18 protein-coding genes are annotated in these 17,493 nt (G+C 40.3%); 10 read left to right on the top strand and 8 right to left on the bottom strand.

The genetic code is table 11. From position 1 onward, the window contains the following. The first annotated feature begins 1 nt into the window (after position 1). Positions 2-529, top strand: a complete 528-nt coding sequence (locus MLC35_RS03010) for a gamma carbonic anhydrase family protein (protein ID WP_434637755.1) — start codon at positions 2-4, stop codon at positions 527-529. Here the strand turns inward: MLC35_RS03010 and argJ are convergent. The 3 genes from argJ to rpmB are packed head-to-tail and all read right to left on the bottom strand — an operon-like array spanning position 517 to position 3,023. Then, positions 517-1,695 (bottom strand): bifunctional glutamate N-acetyltransferase/amino-acid acetyltransferase ArgJ, encoded by a 1,179-nt coding sequence (gene argJ / locus MLC35_RS03005; protein WP_434637753.1) that lies wholly within the window; start codon positions 1,693-1,695, stop codon positions 517-519. The two genes, MLC35_RS03010 and argJ, sit on opposite strands and share 13 nt — an antisense overlap. Further along, a complete protein-coding gene (locus MLC35_RS03000; protein ID WP_188109979.1) occupies positions 1,688-2,818 on the bottom strand; it encodes a potassium channel family protein in 1,131 nt (376 codons plus the stop codon). Before MLC35_RS03000 ends, argJ begins: the two co-directional genes overlap by 8 nt. A gap of 16 nt (positions 2,819-2,834) precedes the next feature. Beyond that, positions 2,835-3,023, bottom strand: a complete 189-nt coding sequence (rpmB, locus tag MLC35_RS02995) for a 50S ribosomal protein L28 (protein ID WP_013326380.1) — start codon at positions 3,021-3,023, stop codon at positions 2,835-2,837. Between the two features lie 166 nt (positions 3,024-3,189). On the opposite strand from rpmB, the gene MLC35_RS02990 reads away from it, so the two are divergent. The 5 genes from MLC35_RS02990 to MLC35_RS02970 are packed head-to-tail and all read left to right on the top strand — an operon-like array spanning position 3,190 to position 7,448. After that, a complete protein-coding gene (locus MLC35_RS02990) occupies positions 3,190-3,987 on the top strand; it encodes an HDOD domain-containing protein (RefSeq protein ID WP_151900916.1) in 798 nt (265 codons plus the stop codon). After that, positions 3,984-5,378, top strand: coding sequence for a chemotaxis protein CheX (locus tag MLC35_RS02985; protein ID WP_346389435.1), 1,395 nt, complete (start codon positions 3,984-3,986; stop codon positions 5,376-5,378). The genes MLC35_RS02990 and MLC35_RS02985 overlap by 4 nt, the downstream gene beginning before the upstream one ends. Before the next feature lie 45 nt (positions 5,379-5,423). Then, complete coding sequence (rpe, locus tag MLC35_RS02980) at positions 5,424-6,065, top strand: ribulose-phosphate 3-epimerase (protein WP_434581221.1); 642 nt, start codon at positions 5,424-5,426, stop codon at positions 6,063-6,065. Continuing rightward, complete coding sequence (locus MLC35_RS02975) at positions 6,065-6,649, top strand: phosphoribosylanthranilate isomerase (protein WP_434637750.1); 585 nt, start codon at positions 6,065-6,067, stop codon at positions 6,647-6,649. Before rpe ends, MLC35_RS02975 begins: the two co-directional genes overlap by 1 nt. After that, positions 6,639-7,448: a 3'-5' exonuclease gene (locus MLC35_RS02970; RefSeq protein WP_151900920.1), complete on the top strand. Its 810-nt coding sequence runs from the start codon at positions 6,639-6,641 to the stop codon at positions 7,446-7,448. Before MLC35_RS02975 ends, MLC35_RS02970 begins: the two co-directional genes overlap by 11 nt. A gap of 2 nt (positions 7,449-7,450) precedes the next feature. On the opposite strand, the gene accA is transcribed toward MLC35_RS02970, so the two are convergent. From accA to gpmI, 5 genes are all read right to left on the bottom strand, one after another. Continuing rightward, positions 7,451-8,386 (bottom strand): acetyl-CoA carboxylase carboxyl transferase subunit alpha, encoded by a 936-nt coding sequence (gene accA / locus MLC35_RS02965; protein WP_346389431.1) that lies wholly within the window; start codon positions 8,384-8,386, stop codon positions 7,451-7,453. 16 nt (positions 8,387-8,402) lie between these two features. Beyond that, positions 8,403-9,620, bottom strand: a complete 1,218-nt coding sequence (locus MLC35_RS02960) for a beta-ketoacyl-ACP synthase II (protein WP_151900922.1) — start codon at positions 9,618-9,620, stop codon at positions 8,403-8,405. Between the two features lie 114 nt (positions 9,621-9,734). Further along, positions 9,735-9,962: an acyl carrier protein gene (gene acpP, locus MLC35_RS02955; protein ID WP_013326372.1), complete on the bottom strand. Its 228-nt coding sequence runs from the start codon at positions 9,960-9,962 to the stop codon at positions 9,735-9,737. A 63-nt stretch (positions 9,963-10,025) separates the two neighbouring features. Next, entirely contained in the window at positions 10,026-10,772 is a 747-nt protein-coding gene (gene fabG, locus MLC35_RS02950) for a 3-oxoacyl-ACP reductase FabG (RefSeq protein ID WP_434637748.1), read from the bottom strand. A 143-nt stretch (positions 10,773-10,915) separates the two neighbouring features. Next, complete coding sequence (gpmI, locus tag MLC35_RS02945; RefSeq protein ID WP_418641079.1) at positions 10,916-12,397, bottom strand: 2,3-bisphosphoglycerate-independent phosphoglycerate mutase; 1,482 nt, start codon at positions 12,395-12,397, stop codon at positions 10,916-10,918. Positions 12,398-12,483: 86 nt separating this feature from the next. Between gpmI and mraY the strand changes: the two genes are divergently transcribed. The 4 genes from mraY (at position 12,484) to MLC35_RS02925 (ending at position 17,465) form a co-directional block, all read left to right on the top strand. Next, entirely contained in the window at positions 12,484-13,545 is a 1,062-nt protein-coding gene (mraY, locus tag MLC35_RS02940; RefSeq protein WP_151901544.1) for a phospho-N-acetylmuramoyl-pentapeptide-transferase, read from the top strand. Positions 13,546-13,550: 5 nt separating this feature from the next. Beyond that, complete coding sequence (locus tag MLC35_RS02935) at positions 13,551-14,114, top strand: phosphoribosylglycinamide formyltransferase (protein WP_434637746.1); 564 nt, start codon at positions 13,551-13,553, stop codon at positions 14,112-14,114. Next, positions 14,102-14,701, top strand: coding sequence for a trimeric intracellular cation channel family protein (locus MLC35_RS02930; protein WP_346389405.1), 600 nt, complete (start codon positions 14,102-14,104; stop codon positions 14,699-14,701). Before MLC35_RS02935 ends, MLC35_RS02930 begins: the two co-directional genes overlap by 13 nt. Positions 14,702-14,765: 64 nt before the next feature. Continuing rightward, positions 14,766-17,465, top strand: a complete 2,700-nt coding sequence (locus MLC35_RS02925; protein WP_434637744.1) for a cation-transporting P-type ATPase — start codon at positions 14,766-14,768, stop codon at positions 17,463-17,465. Positions 17,466-17,493 lie beyond the last annotated feature (28 nt).

Here is a 17,493-nt window from a genome sequence, read left to right as displayed (position 1 = left end):
TATGTTACATGTATACAAAAATATAACTCCGACTATAGGTAACAGGAGCTGGATAGCCCCTTCTGCAGATGTTATAGGGGATGTCAGCTGCGGAGAGGACTGCTCTGTCTGGTTTGGCTGTGTCGTTCGCGGTGATGTGCATTATATAAAAATCGGCAATCGTGTCAATATTCAGGATTTGAGTATGATACATGTAACGCACTACAAAAAAGAGGACAAAAGTGACGGAAATCCGACAATCATCGAAGATGATGTGACCATAGGACATCGCGTCATGCTGCACGGATGTACCATAGAAAAAGCCTGTCTTATCGGCATGAGCGCTACTATACTGGACGGTGCGGTTATAGGCAAAGAGAGCATAGTCGGAGCAGGTTCGCTTGTGACAAAAAACAAAGTTTTTCCGCCACGCTCACTCATAATGGGAAGCCCTGCAAAAGTTGTCAGAGAATTGAGCGAGGAGGAGATAAAAGAACTTTATGCCTCTGCCTCACGCTATGTGGCGTTTAAAGAGGATTATGTTCTGTAATCTGCATTTATTTTGACATATTCATACCCGAGATCGCAGCCAAAAGCTGTGAACTTTCCGTCTCCTATTCCCAAATCGCAATAAATGGTAAATGCTTCTCTTTTCATTATCTCACCGGCTTTTTGCTCCATCACTGCATCGAAATACAGTGTTCCCCTGTCATAGACACAGACATCTTCAAAGGCAATACGCAGTTTTTCTTCATCCGCATCAGCACCGCTTGCACCGACTGTTGAAGCGATTCTTCCCCAGTTTGGGTCTTCTCCGTAGAGTGCCGTTTTGACAAGTAAAGAATTGGTCAGCGCTTTGGCCACAATCTCTGCCTCCGCATCATCTTTTGCCCCACTCACTTCATAGGTAACAAGTTTTGTCGCGCCCTCTCCGTCTCTTACCATTTCACGGGCCAAAAAACGCATAATTTTATAAAGAGCCTCACTGAATGCTCTCCTGTGGTAGACTTTACTTTTTGCATTGCTGAGCAACATGACTGTGTCATTGGTCGAGGTATCTCCGTCAACACTTGCGGCATTAAAAGTTGTTTTTACATTTTCAGTTAAAATATTTTGCATTTCATCTTTGTCAATTTTGGCATCAGTTGTGATAAAACAGAGCATAGTAGCCATAGCGGGATTAATCATACCCGCGCCTTTTGCCATTGCACCAATGTGAAAACTGCTGCCGTCTTCAAGCTCAACTCTGTAGGCAATCTGTTTTGAAAAAGTATCGGTTGTCATAATCGCTGCCGCCGCCGAACTGCCGTCTCGTTTTTTCAAATCAAAAAGTCTGGCACCGGCTATAATCTTCTCTTTTGGCAGTCGTACACCGATAACACCTGTTGAGCTCATTACAGGATTGTGCACTTCCTCCGGCAAGGTGGCTAAAATTTCTTCTATATCTTCAATACCTGCTTTTCCGGTCATAGCATTGGCATTTTTAGAATTAATAAGTACAAAATTTGTTTGAAACTCACCTTTTGCTTTAAAGTGGCGTATAGGTGCTGCCGTCATTTTGTTTGTTGTAAATGCTGTTGCTATTTCACACAGGGTATCACTGTAAACAAAAGCCATATCTTTTGCTTTGTTCGGTTTTAATCCTGCACTGATACCATCCGCATAAAAACCTTCTGCCGTACAAACCCCACCATCAACTTTTATCAACTTATACAAACTTCAACTCCTTAGGTTTGACTCTTTTTGAAATCAGATCTTTTGTTATTTTAATGCCTTCCTGTGTGCCTATCACTAGAAGTTTCGACTCACTTGTCACCAAGGTATCTCCCTTTGGCATGCCAATAAGCTTTCCGTCTTTTCTGGTAATTCCCACAACTGATGTGTTTGCAATTTCCCGGATATGTGTCTCTTTCAATTTTTTGAGAACTGCCCAACTGTAACGCGGCACTATGATCTCTTGCATATCCAAAGGATTGTCACTTTTATATAAAAATTCTTCAAGCAGATTTTCCATATCGGGACGGGCTGCCATTGCAGAGACTCTCTGCGCTGTGAGTTTTGTCGGAGAAACGACAGTGTCTGCTCCAAGTTTTTTCAGCTTTTCCACATCACTCATTGTTTCTGCTGAGGATATCACATAATAGGGACGAGGCAAAAAATGTTCTTTCTCAAAAAGCCGCACCGAAGCAATCAGCGCAATATTGTCAGCAATGGAACTCGACAAAGTAATCAAACCTTTTGCAGAAGAAAGATGTGCTTTGAGCATTGAGAGCTCAGCATGAGGCTGTGCCTGCAAAAAATGCGGATATTTATGCTCTATTGCCCATTCATGGATTTCAGCTCTTGGATCAATCACAATAAAAGGAATATGGTTTTTTCGCAACTGTTTTGTTACTTCTATTGTATAATCATTATGATAACACACAACAAAATGCTTTTTAAGTCTTGCTATTTTGTACAGCATTCTTCTCTCCTTCATTATGGCAACAATATGCCCCTTGTTCAGTTCTGAAACCAAAATACCTATAGCACTTGAAAATACTGCAAACCCTGCAATAATTAAATTGATAGTAAAAATTCTTCCTGCGTTTGATATTGGAGCAATTTCACCAAACCCAACAGTAGTAAAAGTAATGGCCGTTTGATAAATTGCATCCATTATTGTAAAATTATCTATAAGAACATATCCGGATGTTCCTATTAACATTACAAATACTGTTAAAATTAAAGGGAGACGAAAAGCTTTAAGGTGGGAATAAACTTCAGGAAGAAGCTTGGGATCAGGTTTGGGAGGGCTCTCCCAATTTAGGAACTTGCGAATCCTTGGTAAAAGATTCAAAACTGATTCCTATAGTCTACGAATTTTTCTTAAGTGTGCGTAATTCTCTTGCAGAAATCTTAATCTTCTTCGTTGTACCGTCTTCTAATGTAATACGAACTGTTCTTAGGTTTAATAAAAAACGACGCTTTGTTCTGTTTTTTGCATGAGAAACATTGTTCCCACTCATCGGGCCTTTGCCGCTGATAGCACATCTTCTTGCCATTTGAGTATCCTTGAATGATATTTTAAAGTTGCGAATTATAGCAAACAAAAGCAAAACTGCAACTTAAGCCTGTTTTGTTTTTTTTGAGAATATACTTTCTATACTTTATTTGAATTTTATCTTAATCTCGTTAGAATATATAATATCCAACATAAAGTAGTAAAATTTGATTACATTACAACAGATAGACGCATTTATAGAAAAAATACCGCCATCACCAAAGATTTTAAAACAGACGCTCGCTTTGCTTGATCAGGGTGATCTGGTTCAAGCAGCAAAAGTGGCACAGAATGACCCTGCACTCAATGCCTATTTGAAAGAGTTGGTGAACAAACCTTTGTACGGGTTTAAAAATGAAGTCACAAATGTTTCTCAGATTTTTGGCATACTTGGTGTCTCAAGATCACAGCAGGCGGCTTACAACTATATGATCTCTTTGCTTTCTCCCGCAAAATGGAAACTCTTCAAACTGAACAAATCTTCTTTTTATGATTTACAGGCCGGACTCTCTGTTGACTGGCACAAAATTACCGCTTATTTGCAGATAGAAGATAAAGACCTTCAGAGTGCTGTTGCTCTGCTCCCTGCAAGTATCATAGTATCCGAAGCACTCTTTTGTGAAAAAATTGAAGATGTAAAGCTTCTTAGAAGTGTAGATGAGATTGATCTCAACACCATATTGCAGAGACTCTGCAATATGGACCTGTTTGATATATGCGAAAGAATTTCCCAAAAATGGGAAATGCCCAAAAATATTGCCGATATCATTCAGGCATCTTCCGGCATTAAACCGTCTCAGGATGAAACAAACAACAAACTTGGAAAATGGATGCATCTGCTACTCTTTTACACCCTGTCAAAACCTGTTTTTATTGAAGCCGGATTGAATGATTTTATTGACTTTCAAATTGATTTTGTCAGCGACATCTATGATGACTTTTCAAAACTGATGGAGATTTCATGAGAGCGGTAATTAGAGAAGGAATCGGCGTATTTCACCCTCAGGGATTCCTTGACGGTTCGTCAGGAAGTTCCTTTCTGAGCATAGAAGATATAGATGCCACACTCAAAAGCAATGCTTCGATGATTCTTGTTTCACTAAAAAAAGTTATTTTCTTCAACAGAAACGGTCTGGATACTTTTGTAAAAATGTTTCAAAAAGTCAGAAGCAAAAACCATATAATCGTCGGTTTTTGTGATTATGACAAAAAGAAATATGATGCTTTTAAAAAATTTTATGATGGCGATTTAAGTTTTTCACTCTTTAAAACTCAGCAAATCGCTTCTCTGTTTGCAGACGGGTTCAAAGAAAAAAATAAAAATATACTCCTTTACAGTGAAGACAAGTCACAAAGAGCCGCTCTGGCAATAGAGTTGCACAACAATGGGCACAACCCGATAGTTGCACAGACAAAAGAAGAGTTTTTACAAAAAGCAAAAGTAGAAAATGCCTATGATGTCATCATAGAAGACACATATCTCGGGCAAATGGGACAAAAAGTTGCAACAAGAGTTACGGGCAATGCCATCATATACACTGTTTCTTCATTTTTGGATGCGGAAATAGGCAATACTTTTAATATAGCCTATCACAACAACTCCCTGCATGTCGGTTTTAGACTTTTTATCTTTGATGCCTACAAAGTTGTCAGTATGAATATTCATGCTCTTAATTTTTTCTCAAAGCTTGCATCATCTTCTGCCGAATACAATGCCACCATATGTTTTGTAGGCATGTCTTTTGACAAAACACCTCTTTCTTTCAAAGAGACACTTGAAGATGCCGGCATCATGTTTTTTGAACAGATGGATGATATTTTGCAAAACAAAGAACTTTTGGACGAACTTGGTGCCAGCAGTGCAGCTGCGACAAAGAACAAACGTGCACTTAACAAAGTACTGGTAACAGAACTGCCAAGATTTATTGATGCGACTGTAGCCACTATAGAGATGATGACCAATTCAAAAGCAGTAAAAGATGCGGCAAAAGTAGACAAAATTGAAATTACTGACAAAGATGGAAAAATAGCGAGCTCTATCGGTTTTTACGGAGACATTGACGGCATGGTTATGCTTGTTTTTCCGCTGGGCATTGCGAAAAAAGCCTGCGAACTGCTTATTGGGGAGAGTACTGACGACAAAGAGATGATACTTGATACTCTGGCTGAACTTGTCAACATTGTCGGAGGAAAAGTAAAAACACTTTTGGCAGACGAACACATCAGTGTGGATATTACTCTTCCGAGAACCTACCATAATGTTGAAGGACTGCTAGAAGTTGCCAAAGGAAAAAAAGGTGTTCAGGTTGATTTATCCTTTGATAATGACAAGTTTTTGTTTTTCTTAACAAGGTAAAAGCTATTATAGTTTATAATTCCACAATAATTTAAAAGGAAGAATATGCAAGTAGCCCCTAGCGTTCTCTCGGCAGACTTTGGAAATTTGGCACGGGATGTACAGGAAATATGTGAAGCGGAGTGTGATCTGGTACATGTAGATGTCATGGACGGGCATTTTGTACCCAATCTGACGATAGGGCCGGTTGTGGTTTCGGCCATAGCCAAAGCTGCTACAAAACCCCTGGATATTCATCTTATGGTCGAGAACAACACCTTTTTTGTAGAGCTTTTCGCACCTCTGCAGCCAAAATATATCTCTTTTCATATAGAAGAAGAAAAACACCCGCACAGGCTCATACAAAAAATCCGCTCTCTTGGTATCAAACCCTGTATAGTGCTCAATCCCAACACAATTCCCGAAGAATTGGAATACCTTCTTGGTGATTTGGATATGGTTTTGCTTATGAGTGTGAATCCTGGTTTTGGAGGGCAATCTTTCATAGATTCCGTACTTCCAAAAGCAAAAAAACTTGATGCTATGAGGAAAAGACTCAATCCCGAATGTCTTATCCAGGTAGACGGCGGGGTAAGTGACAAAAATATCCATGCACTCAAAGAAGCCGGCGTTGATGTTGTTGTTGCCGGCAGCTATGTTTTCAAGCACGAAGACAGAGCCAAAGCGATAAAGAGCTTACAAATATAATGCGTACAAAAATCTGCGGTATTACCTCTTATGAGGATGCTATGACGGCAATAGATGCCGGAGCTGATGCACTTGGATTTGTATTTTATGAAAAATCTCCACGCTACTTAACACCTGCTGAGGCAAAAAAAATTATTCAAAAACTTCCTCCTTTTGTTGAGAAAGTAGCCCTCTTTGTCAACGTCGATGCACAGACAGTCAATGCTACATGTAAAGAGGTTGGTGCGACACTTGCCCAGATTCATTTTGAAGCAGACGAGGCATTTTATGAGGCACTGAAAATCCCTTATATCAAAGTTGTAAGAGCACAAAAAAAAGAAGATGTCCTCCAATATGCTGATGAGTACAGACTTGTTGATGCCTACTGTGAAGCATATGGCGGTGCAGGAAAACAACTTAATGCAGAATGGTTTGAGGGCGTTGAATGTTCCAAAATAATTCTTGCCGGCGGCTTAACTCCCGACAACATTCAGGCTCTGAAAAAGTACGGTTTTTATGCTTTTGATGTCAGCAGCGGTGTAGAAATATCACACGGGAAAAAAGATGCAGCTAAAGTAAGAGAGTTTATACACAATGCTCACTGATAATTTCAATCTTGATGCCAAAAGCATTTCACGACTCTCTTCACGCGGGCTCTCTTTAAAAACACTCAAAGAGCAACTGAGCGAAGAGCTTGAACTTTCCATAGAACTCTGGAAGGCACAGGGTTTACATGTAATCAGACACCAGGGATATTACTATTTCGATACAAAATTTATTCCTATCCATCAGGCAGAATTCTGTATCGTTGATATCGAAACAAACGGTTCAAAAATAGAAAAACACCAGATCATTGAAATTGCTGCTGTAAAAGTAAAAAATGGAATAATCATAGACAGATTTGAATCTTTGGTCCATACCAAAGAAATTAATCCTCATATCACGGAGATTACAGGCATAACTGTCGATGATACAACAAATGCGCCTCAACTCAAAGATGTTCTGCAACGATTTAAACTCTTCTTGGGTAATGCCGTGTTTGTTGCCCATGATGTCAAATTTGATTACAGCTTTATATCCAAAAGCCTGCAAAAAATCGGCTTGGAACCCCTGCTAAACAGGAGTCTCTGTTCTCTTGCCTTGGCTGAAAGAACTATTGTCTCTTACAGATATGCACTTTCCTATCTGAATGAAACACTGCGATTAAATCCGGAAGCCAGGCATCACAGAGCCATGAGCGATGTCATTACAACCTATGGACTGTTTTTGTTAAGTCTGGAGAATTTGGATGAAGATATAAAAACGGTAGAAGATTTAATTAAGTTTTCAAAAGAGGCGCCAAGGCTGAAACGCCCAAAATTTGATCCTCTTTTAGAGATAAAAAAAGAGGAAAAAGAGCAGTAGAGTTACTCCTTGAAAGCACCCGGTTTTGTGAGTTTTGCATAGCGTGCATTCATTCTCTCTTCTTCACTCATAGCTTTTAATTCTTCCACTTTTTGTAAAAAATACTCTTTAAGAACCTGTGCTGCTTTTTCTTTTTCTCTGTGTGCTCCGATTAAAGGCTCATCTATAATATCGTCAATCAAATCAAGCTCTTTTAAATCTGCACTGGTGATTTTAAGTGCGTTTGTAGCAGTTTCTACTTTTTTAGGATCATTCCAAAGAATTGCAGCACATCCTTCAGGCGAAATAACACTGAAGATAGAATAACGCATCATTGCAAATTTATCGGCAACGCCGATGGCAAGAGCACCGCCGGAACCGCCCTCTCCTATAACAATAGAAACCGTAGGAATTTTCAGTTCTGCCAGTTCGAGCAGATTTCTCGCAATTGCCTCGCTCTGGTTTCTCTCTTCTGCCCCTATACCAGGATAGGCACCCGGTGTGTCTACAAGCATAAGAAGCGGAATATTGAATTTTTCTGCTAATTTAGCGGCACGGAGTGCTTTTCTGTAGCCTTCAGGATGCGGCATACCAAAATTTCGCTTCAACTTGTTTTTTGTTCCACGCCCTTTTTGCTCGCCGATAACCATAACTTTTTGATTGTCAATATACCCAATATAACAAAGAATAGCGGCATCATCACGGAAATGTCTGTCTCCGTGTATTTCATACTTGTCTCTCATTATAAGATTAATATAATCCAGTGCATAAGGACGATCAAGATGGCGTGCCAGTTGAAGCTTTTGAAAGTCAGAAAGATTTTTATAAATCTTTGTAACTTCCTTATCTAATTTCTTTTTCAACTCTTCAACTGCGCCTTGATCATGGCGAACCTGTGCAGAGATTATATCTTCTTGAATAGCTTTTATTTTATATTCAAAGTCTAAGTATGTAGCCAAATTAAATCCTTGTCAATTAGATTTTTTTGAATATAAGAACGCCGTTTGTTCCGCCAAAACCAAATGAGTTACTCATAACAATGTTTAGATCTGCTTTTCTCGCACCTTCAGTAACATAATCCAAGTCACAGTTTTCATCAGGTGTTTCATAGTTGATTGTCGGAGGAATGATACCGTCCCGCATCGCCATCAAACATGTAACAGCCTCTATACCGCCTGCTGCACCGAGACAGTGACCGATCTGTCCTTTGATAGAGCTCATCGGAGGACAGTTTTCTTTTCCGCCCAAAAGATCTTTCAGCGCTGCTGTTTCATTTTTATCATTTACCGGTGTACTGGTTCCATGTGCGTTGACATAGTCAAGTTTCGGTTCACCTGCCATTTTATAGGCAGCTTTCATCGCACGGGCAGGACCGTCCAATGATGGTGTTGTAATATGATTCGCATCACCGCTTTCACCAAAACCGATAATTTCACCGTATATTTTTGCACCGCGCGCAACTGCATCTTCGTATGTTTCCAAAACAAGAGCCGCAGCCCCCTCTCCCATAACAAAACCGTCACGATTTGCATCAAAAGGACGAGAGGCATGCTTGGGATCATCATTTCTTGTAGAGAGTGCTTTCATCGCGGCAAATCCGCCGACTCCCACACCTGTTATAGCAGACTCTGCCGAAACAACCAGCATTTTATCGGCTCCGCCGCATATAATGGTTTTTACCGCTTCACTGATTGCATGTGTTCCTGCGGCACAGGCTGTTACACTTGAAAGGTTTGGTCCTTTTGTTCCGTGTTCTATAGAAACGAATCCTCCCAGCATATTTACAAGAGCACCCGGAATAAAAAACGGAGAAATTCTTCTTGGTCCGCGCGTCTCTAAAATAACAGAACTTTTCTCAATGGAAGGGAGTCCGCCGATTCCTGAACCTGCACTGATTCCGAATCTTTCCATATCTGTATCTTCAGGAAGTGCCGCATCTTCCATCGCTTCTTTGGCAGCTTTGAGTCCAAGGTGGATAAATCTGTCTGCTTTTTTTACTTCTTTGGGAGGCATAACCGTAGCAGGATCAAAGTCTTTGACTTCTCCGGCTATTTTTACACTGAATTTTTCAGGGTCAAATATAGTGATGATGTCTATTCCGCATTCACCGTCACATATAGCTTTAAAAGAACTCTCTTTATCGTGACCTACTGAATTTATCATTCCCAGACCTGTAACTACCACTCTTTTCATTGAATATTCTCCATAAAATAATAAAATACTTTTAAAAATCAATACAAAAATTAACTATTAAAAATATTTGCTTTCAAAGAGATGACTAACCTCTTTGAAAAATTAAAAAACTGACTACTTGTTTTCGATATAGTTTACAACATCTTGAACAGTTTGAATTTTTTCAGCTTCATCATCAGGAATTTCGATGTCGAATTTTTCTTCAAGAGCCATTACCAGTTCTACAACATCAAGACTGTCTGCACCTAAATCTTCTACGAATTTTGAATCCGGTTTTACTTCATCTGGGTTAACGCTTAACTGCTCAACTACTACTTCTTTAATATCATCTAAAAGTGCCATTATAGCTCCTGTTTTTTTAAGTTTAAAATCCTGTAATTATAGCATAAATATCTTAGAGGACATTTATGCCATGTTCATTCCGCCGTTAACTTTTAAAGTTTCTCCCGTAATGTAACTTGCATAGTCCGAAAGTAAAAAAGCTGTTGCGTTTGCCACCTCTTTTGCATCACCGAAACGGTTCATAGGAATCTTGTCTGTAAAACTTTTTTTCACCTCATCACTCAGCACTTCTGTCATTTCAGTTGCAATAAATCCCGGTGTGATAGTGTTGTATCGTATACCGCTTGTCGCAGCTTCAATTGCAAAGCTTTTTGTCATTGCGATAACCCCGCCTTTGCTCGCTGCATAGTTTGTCTGTCCGCCGTTGCCTGTTTCGCCTACAATCGAAGCAATATTGACAACCGAACCGAATTTTTTCTTTCGCATAACTTTCATAGATTCGCGACATCCGATAAAAGCAGAGGTAAGATTAGCGTTAATAACAGCCATAAAATCTTCTGTTTTCATACGCAATGCCAGCTTGTCTTTTGTAATGCCTGCATTGTTTACAAGATAGGAAAGCTCACCGTCCGCATCCACTATTGTCTTTATCCCGTCAATAAAAGCTGTCTCATCGGTTACATCAAACCCGATAACCGCCGCACTGCCTCCCTCTGCTTCGATTGCCTCTTTTACCGCATCCGCTTCTTTTGCGCCGCTTCTGTAGTTTATCCACACCTTTAGACCAAATCCCGCCAAAGTTTTGGCGATTTCTGCACCTATTCCACGGCTTGCGCCTGTTACTAAAACATTTTTTCCGCTAAATTTCATTATACCTTCCTTTAATTTTTTTGTAAAACACCCAAGCCTGCACTGAAGTACGGGTTCCTGAAAAATTATACATTTTCGGAATCGGCACTTTTTATGCTAAAGCATGAGTTGTGAGAAAACTGAATTTTTTTCTGTAGTGTCGGCTATACTTCTACCAAAGCTCCATCCATCTCTTTTGGAATCGGAAGTTCCATCAGCTTTAAAACCGTCGGGGCTATGTTGTTGAGCCCGCCCGGTTTTACTTTTTCAACACCCTGTGCATCCACAAAGCACCATACTTTTCCGACCGTATGGTTTGTCAGCACATTGCCGTTTTCGTCCCGCATCTCTTCACAGTTTCCATGATCGCTTGTCAACACAAATGCATACTCTTTTTCTTTTGCTTTGGCATATATTTTTCCCAACTCTTCGTCAACAGCCTCAACAGCTTTCTTTGCCGCTTCAAAATCACCGGTATGTCCGACCATATCTCCGTTGGCAAAATTTACCACTATGAAGTCATACTCCCCGTCCATTGCCTTACGAACAGCCTCACCAACCTCTTTTGCACTCATTTCCGGTTTCATATCATATGTTTTCACATTTGGCGAGGGAATCAAAACCCGTGTTTCATTTTCATACGGTTCATCAATTCCGCCGTTAAAGAAAAAGGTCACATGTGCGTATTTTTCCGTCTCTGCGGTATGTAACTGACGAAGCCCTGCGCTGGCAATCACTTCAGCCAAAGTATTTTTTGGCACATCTTTTCTAAACATCACAGGATAGGGAAAATTTTTGTCATATTCGGTAATTGTTGCAAGGTTTACATGCTGTACTTTTCTTTCAAATTTTGTAAAATTTTCATCAGCCAGTGCCGTTACCATTTCTCGCATTCTGTCACTTCTGAAATTTACAGTAAGGACACTGTCTCCCTCTTTCATCCCCTCATATCCTGCAAATGCAGTCGGCTCGACAAACTCATCGGTTTCTCCAAGTGAATAAGAGTGCCCTATATAGGCTTCAGGCGTCATGTCTGTTTGCGGTTGTGCAGATACAATAGCATCATAGGCACGCTTGATCCGTTCCCAGCGGTTATCTCTGTCCATTGCATAAAAACGCCCGGATATGGAAGCAATTGTTACATTTTCGTTCAAATGCTTTTTTACTTCTTCTAAATATTTTTGTGCCGATGTTGGAGAGACATCTCTTCCGTCTGTAATAAGATGCAAAAAGACTTTTTTGCCGTTTTTTGCCGCAATATCAGCTATACCCATAAAATGATCTATATGCGAGTGCACTCCGCCGTCACTCATCAATCCAATCAAATGCAGCCTGTCCGATTTTTGAAAAAGCTCTTGCAAAACTTCATTCTGTTCCAAAGAACCGTCTTTAAGCGCCAATGATATTTTGACCAGATCCTGATACAGAACACGTCCGCTGCCTATACTCATATGCCCAACTTCAGAGTTGCCCATCTGACCCTCGGGAAGTCCGACACTCAAACCAAAGGTTTCTATAAGAGCGTGCGGCACTTCATTAAAAAATTTGTCATACGCAGGTTTATTTGCATTATAAAATGCATTATGCTCTGTTTTTTCACAGTAGCCAATACCGTCTGTTATGACTAAAATTGCTTTTTTACTCAATTTTATTCCTATTAATAATTTTCTTGCGTGATTATACTATAATGTCACTTTCAAATAACAAACAAGACTCTAATCAGGACAAATATTTGCTATATTTTATACATCAGTTTCTCGACATAAATATTTTAGGCTATATTACTATTCGTGCCGGAATCGCTTTTTTTATTGCCCTCACTCTTACATTGTACTTAATGCCAAAATTTATACGCTGGGCCCAAAAAACATCCAGTGTGCAGCCTATTAACGAATGGGCACCGCAAAGACATCAGGAAAAAGTCTCGACGCCTACAATGGGAGGCATCGTCTTTATAGGTGCTACCATTATTGCCACACTTCTGACAGTCCGTCTTGACAATGCGTATGCTTTGGCCGGACTGCTTACCCTTGTGCTTTTTTCGCTCATAGGCTTTTGGGATGATTTTGCAAAAATCAAAAAAAATGAAAATCTTGCAGGCTTTAAAGCAAGAACAAAACTGCTGCTTCAAATCATTTCAGCCCTTGCTGTTTCGTGTTTTTTATGTTACTTTGCTGATTTTAACACCGATTTGTATGTGCCTTTTTTAAAAACACCTCTTCTTGACATGGGTGCATTTGCCGTTCTTTTATGGGTTTTGGTCATTATTTCCACTTCCAATGCAGTCAACCTGACAGACGGACTCGACGGTCTTGCAACAGTGCCTTCCATCGTTGCCCTTGCCACTTTCAGTATTATCATCTATATTATAGGCAATGTCAAAATCAGTGCTTACCTGCTCATGCCTCATTTTGAGGTCAGTGAAGTAGCCATTATTGCCAGTGCCCTCATAGGTGCGCTTACAGGATTTTTATGGTACAACTGCCATCCTGCAGAAGTTTTTATGGGAGACAGCGGTTCTTTGACCATAGGCGCTTTTTTGGGATATCTGGCAATTATCAGTAAAAGTGAGATACTTCTGCTTCTGATTGGTTCCATCTTCGTTATAGAGACGCTTTCCGTTATTCTTCAGGTAGGCAGCTTCAAGCTCCGTAAAAAACGGGTCTTTTTAATGGCACCGATTCACCATCATTTTGAAATGAAAAAATGGGCGGAAAACAAAATTATCGTCCGTTTTTGGATCATTGCTATTCTTTCGAATATTTTGGCACTCATCACACTCAAAATCAGGTAGAAAACATGAAGAACATAGCTATACTTTCATCGCATAACGGAAGCGGTCTTGATGCCATCTTTGAAGCTGTCAATGCAGGAATTTTATCGCTCAACATTGCCTTGGTGATTTCAAACAACACAGATGCCAAGGTTTTGCAAAAAGCAAAAAAATATGGGCTTACATGTAAACTTGTCAATGCAAAGACAGATACGGATCCTGATAAAACTATTTACCGGCTGCTGAAAGAGTATCAATGCGAATGTGTTTTTTTATCAGGTTACATGAAAAAGCTCTCTCCTTCGCTTACATCTAATTTTACAATAATCAATTCGCATCCCTCTCTACTGCCAAAATATGGCGGTGCCGGCATGTATGGACGCTTTGTACATGAAGCTGTCATAAAAAACAGAGAAAAAACAAGCGGTGTCACCATTCATGAAGTCAATGAAAATTATGATGAGGGAAAAATCATCTTGCAAAAATCATTACAAATACTCCCTGAAGAGACGGTTGATTCACTTGAGAAAAAAATCAAAACCCTGGAAAAAAAAGCAATAGTTGAAGGGCTTGCTCTGTGTTTGAAATAGCAGAGTACATAGGCATTATCGCTTTTTCAATGAGTGGCTTTTTTGTGGCAACCAGAAACAGGCTTGATCTGCTCGGTGTATTAGTCGCTACATTTCTAACGGCTCTTGGCGGCGGGATCATGAGAGATGTTACCGTAGCAAAAATTCCTTTTACTTTTTCGCATAACTATCCGGCACTGATTGTCATCTCTGTTTTGCTGCTTCTTATCATTTTTAAATTTCATCACCGCAACTCTATCGAGAACAAAGCTCTTTTTATTTTAAGTGACTCTATCGGTCTGGTCTCATTCAGTATCTCGGGGGCACTGATTGCCATAGAGAGCAGTTTCAATCTCACAGGCATTATTGCCATGTCCTTTCTGACCGCAGTAGGGGGAGGAATTGCACGTGATGTCATCATCAACGAAGTACCTTTTGTTTTAAAAACAGGTTTTTACGGAACAGTTTCTATTCTTATTGCCGTTATTTTATATGCACTGCATACTTTACATGTAACCACGTATACAAATATTTCTATCCTCTTTTTTGCTGCACTGACCCTCAGGCTTATTGCCTACTATGCCAAATGGTCTATCCCTTTACGATAACATTTATCATTAAGCTAAAAAAGAGTACCATTTACCTGATTTTAAAATAAAAACAGGGTTAGATATGAAAAACAGCTGGCATGCTCTTCATCAAAAAAAGATATTGGAAACCTTAAGCTCGGATTTGAATAAAGGACTTCAAGAAGATGAGGCAATAAAAAGGTACAAACAATATGGTCCGAATCTTTTAAGTGTCAAAAAAACAAAATCTGCACTCCTTCGTTTTTTAAGTCAATTCAATCAGGCACTGGTCTATATTTTGCTGGCGGCTATTGTCATAAAAATATATCTGGGTGCCTACGTTGATGCCAGTGTGATCTTTGGTGTTGTTTTGCTCAATGCCATCATAGGATTCATCCAGGAGAACAAAGCACTCAATGCACTGGCCGCTTTGTCAGAGTCTTTAGTTACAGTAAGCACTGTGTTGCGTGGCGGAAAAAAACAGCAGATTGATGCAAAAAAACTTGTGGTTGGAGATATTGTGTTGCTGCAGTCAGGAGACAAAGTCCCTGCTGATATGCGACTTCTCTCATCCCGTGAACTGCAGATAGACGAATCCGCCCTTACAGGAGAATCAACCCCTGTTTCAAAAACAGATACAATACTTCCCGAAGATGTTTCTCTTGCGGATCGTACCAATATGCTCTATTCGTCAACTTTTGTCACATACGGTACAGGCACAGGTGTTGTTGTTGCAACAGGCGATGAGACAGAAATAGGTCATATTTCAAAGCTGCTCAATGATGCAACCGTATTGGATACTCCTTTGACACGTAAAATATCCAAATTCAGTCATCTCTTATTGTTGGTAATTCTCTTTTTGGCAACAGTCACATTTGCTGTAGGGCTATGGCACGGTAAATCCTGGGAAGAGTTGTTTATGGCATCCATTGCTCTGAGTGTTGCCATGATACCCGAAGGTCTGCCTGCTGTTATGACAATTATCTTGGCTATCGGTGTCGCACGCATGGCAAAACGAAATACAATCATTCGCCATCTTCCGGCTGTAGAAACCCTGGGAAGCACCACAATAATCTGTTCAGACAAAACAGGGACCTTGACACGCAATGAAATGACCGTCCAGGAACTCTACTGCGCAAATGAGAAATTTGAGATAAGCGGAGTCGGGTATTCGCCAGATGGAGAGATCCTCCAAGAAAACAAAAATTATGACAGCGGCAAGAACCGGACTCTTTTGGAACTCTTCAAAGCAGGAGTTTTATGCAATGATTCCACACTCAAAAATAGTGAAAAGGCATGGAGCATAGAAGGAGATCCTACGGAGGGAGCATTGCTGGTCTGTGCAAAAAAAGCGGCAATAGACACTGACGCATTAAGAGCTGACATGCCAAGGATAGATGCGATCCCCTTTGAATCGCAATACCAGTATATGGCAACTCTGCATTTTGACAAAAAAACAAACAAATATATCATTTATGTAAAAGGTTCTGCAGAGAGTATTACCCAGCGATGCAGTACTGTTTTGGATATAAACGGCGAGCCTGTCCCTCTCGATGAGAATGACATTTTTATGCAGGTGGAGTCTATGGCAAAAAAAGGCTTAAGGGTCTTGGCCTTTGCCAGACTTGTCATAGAGCACAAAATAACCCTCGAACATGAACATATCTCTCACAATTTGGAGTTTATCGGTCTTCAGGGTATGATAGATCCGCCAAGAGAAGAGGCAATAATTTCGATTGAAGCATGCAAAACGGCAGGCATAAATGTAAAAATGATTACAGGGGACCATGCCATAACAGCCACAGCAATTGCCAGGAAGATGGGATTAATCCACTCTTCGCAAAAAGATGAAAACAGTGTCGTTATTACAGGAAATGCACTGAATAATTTACAAGAAAAAGAAATGCTCGAAGCTTCAAAAAATGCTTCGGTATTTGCCAGAGTAACACCGGAACAAAAACTGCGTATCGTCGAAGCCCTCCAAAAGAACAATGAAATTATTGCAATGACAGGAGACGGTGTCAATGATGCCCCTGCGCTTCGCAGAGCCGATATCGGAATTGCTATGGGGATCACAGGGACAGAAGTTGCCAAGGAAGCGGCAGATATGGTACTGACTGATGATAATTTTGCTTCTATAGAGGCAGCTGTCGAAGAGGGACGGGCTGTACTGGAAAATATTATCAAGTTTATCGGTTTCATATTGGCAACAAATCTTGGAGAGGGGCTTGTCATCATGGTTGCTATTTTAGCAAATGTCACACTCCCGATTCTTCCTGTTCAGGCCTTGTGGATCAACATGACAGCTGCAGTTTTTCTCGGACTGGCTCTGGCATTTGAACCGCAGGAACCAGGTTTGATGCAAAAACCGCCGCATCCGCCATCTGCTCCGATACTAAGAAAAGAGATGCTGATTCGTATCTTTTTGGTGGGTACTATGCTCCTTGGCGGCTCTTTTGGCTTATTTGAACTGGCACTCATGCACGGAAACAGTTTGGAAGAGGCCCGAACAATAGCAGTCAATGTATTTGCCGTTGGAGAATCTTTTTATTTGCTCAATTCCCGTTCACTGCGTTTTTCCATATTTAAGCTGGGACTCTTCAGCAATCTCTGGATATGGATCGGTATTTTTTGTATGCTAGGCGCTTCTGTTGCCCTGACATATCTGCCAATTATGAATAAAATGTTTCATACTGCACCGATCAGTTTGCATGACTGGCTCAATATATTTGCCGTTGGAGTGCTGATTTATGTTACAGTTGCCATTGAAAAAATGGTTCGGCAGCGGTATTCAAGCATATAAAGCAGTTTTGTATGGCATAATTTAGATT

This window comes from Sulfurimonas sp. NW7 (assembly GCF_051132265.1).
In the GTDB taxonomy this organism is placed as follows: Bacteria; Campylobacterota; Campylobacteria; order Campylobacterales; family Sulfurimonadaceae; genus Sulfurimonas; species Sulfurimonas hydrogeniphila.
Note: the sequence above shows the minus strand (reverse complement) of the source record. Positions and strands in the feature narration are given on the sequence as shown.

Coding starts and splice junctions, on each gene's coding strand:
- MLC35_RS03010 (WP_434637755.1), top strand. CDS start 2: ATGTTACATGTATACAAAAATATAACTCCGACTATAGGTAACAGGAGC.
- rpmB (WP_013326380.1), bottom strand. CDS start 3,023: ATGGCAAGAAGATGTGCTATCAGCGGCAAAGGCCCGATGAGTGGGAAC.
- MLC35_RS02985 (WP_346389435.1), top strand. CDS start 3,984: ATGAGAGCGGTAATTAGAGAAGGAATCGGCGTATTTCACCCTCAGGGA.
- rpe (WP_434581221.1), top strand. CDS start 5,424: ATGCAAGTAGCCCCTAGCGTTCTCTCGGCAGACTTTGGAAATTTGGCA.
- MLC35_RS02975 (WP_434637750.1), top strand. CDS start 6,065: ATGCGTACAAAAATCTGCGGTATTACCTCTTATGAGGATGCTATGACG.
- MLC35_RS02970 (WP_151900920.1), top strand. CDS start 6,639: ATGCTCACTGATAATTTCAATCTTGATGCCAAAAGCATTTCACGACTC.
- MLC35_RS02960 (WP_151900922.1), bottom strand. CDS start 9,620: ATGAAAAGAGTGGTAGTTACAGGTCTGGGAATGATAAATTCAGTAGGT.
- acpP (WP_013326372.1), bottom strand. CDS start 9,962: ATGGCACTTTTAGATGATATTAAAGAAGTAGTAGTTGAGCAGTTAAGC.
- fabG (WP_434637748.1), bottom strand. CDS start 10,772: ATGAAATTTAGCGGAAAAAATGTTTTAGTAACAGGCGCAAGCCGTGGA.
- MLC35_RS02935 (WP_434637746.1), top strand. CDS start 13,551: ATGAAGAACATAGCTATACTTTCATCGCATAACGGAAGCGGTCTTGAT.
- MLC35_RS02925 (WP_434637744.1), top strand. CDS start 14,766: ATGAAAAACAGCTGGCATGCTCTTCATCAAAAAAAGATATTGGAAACC.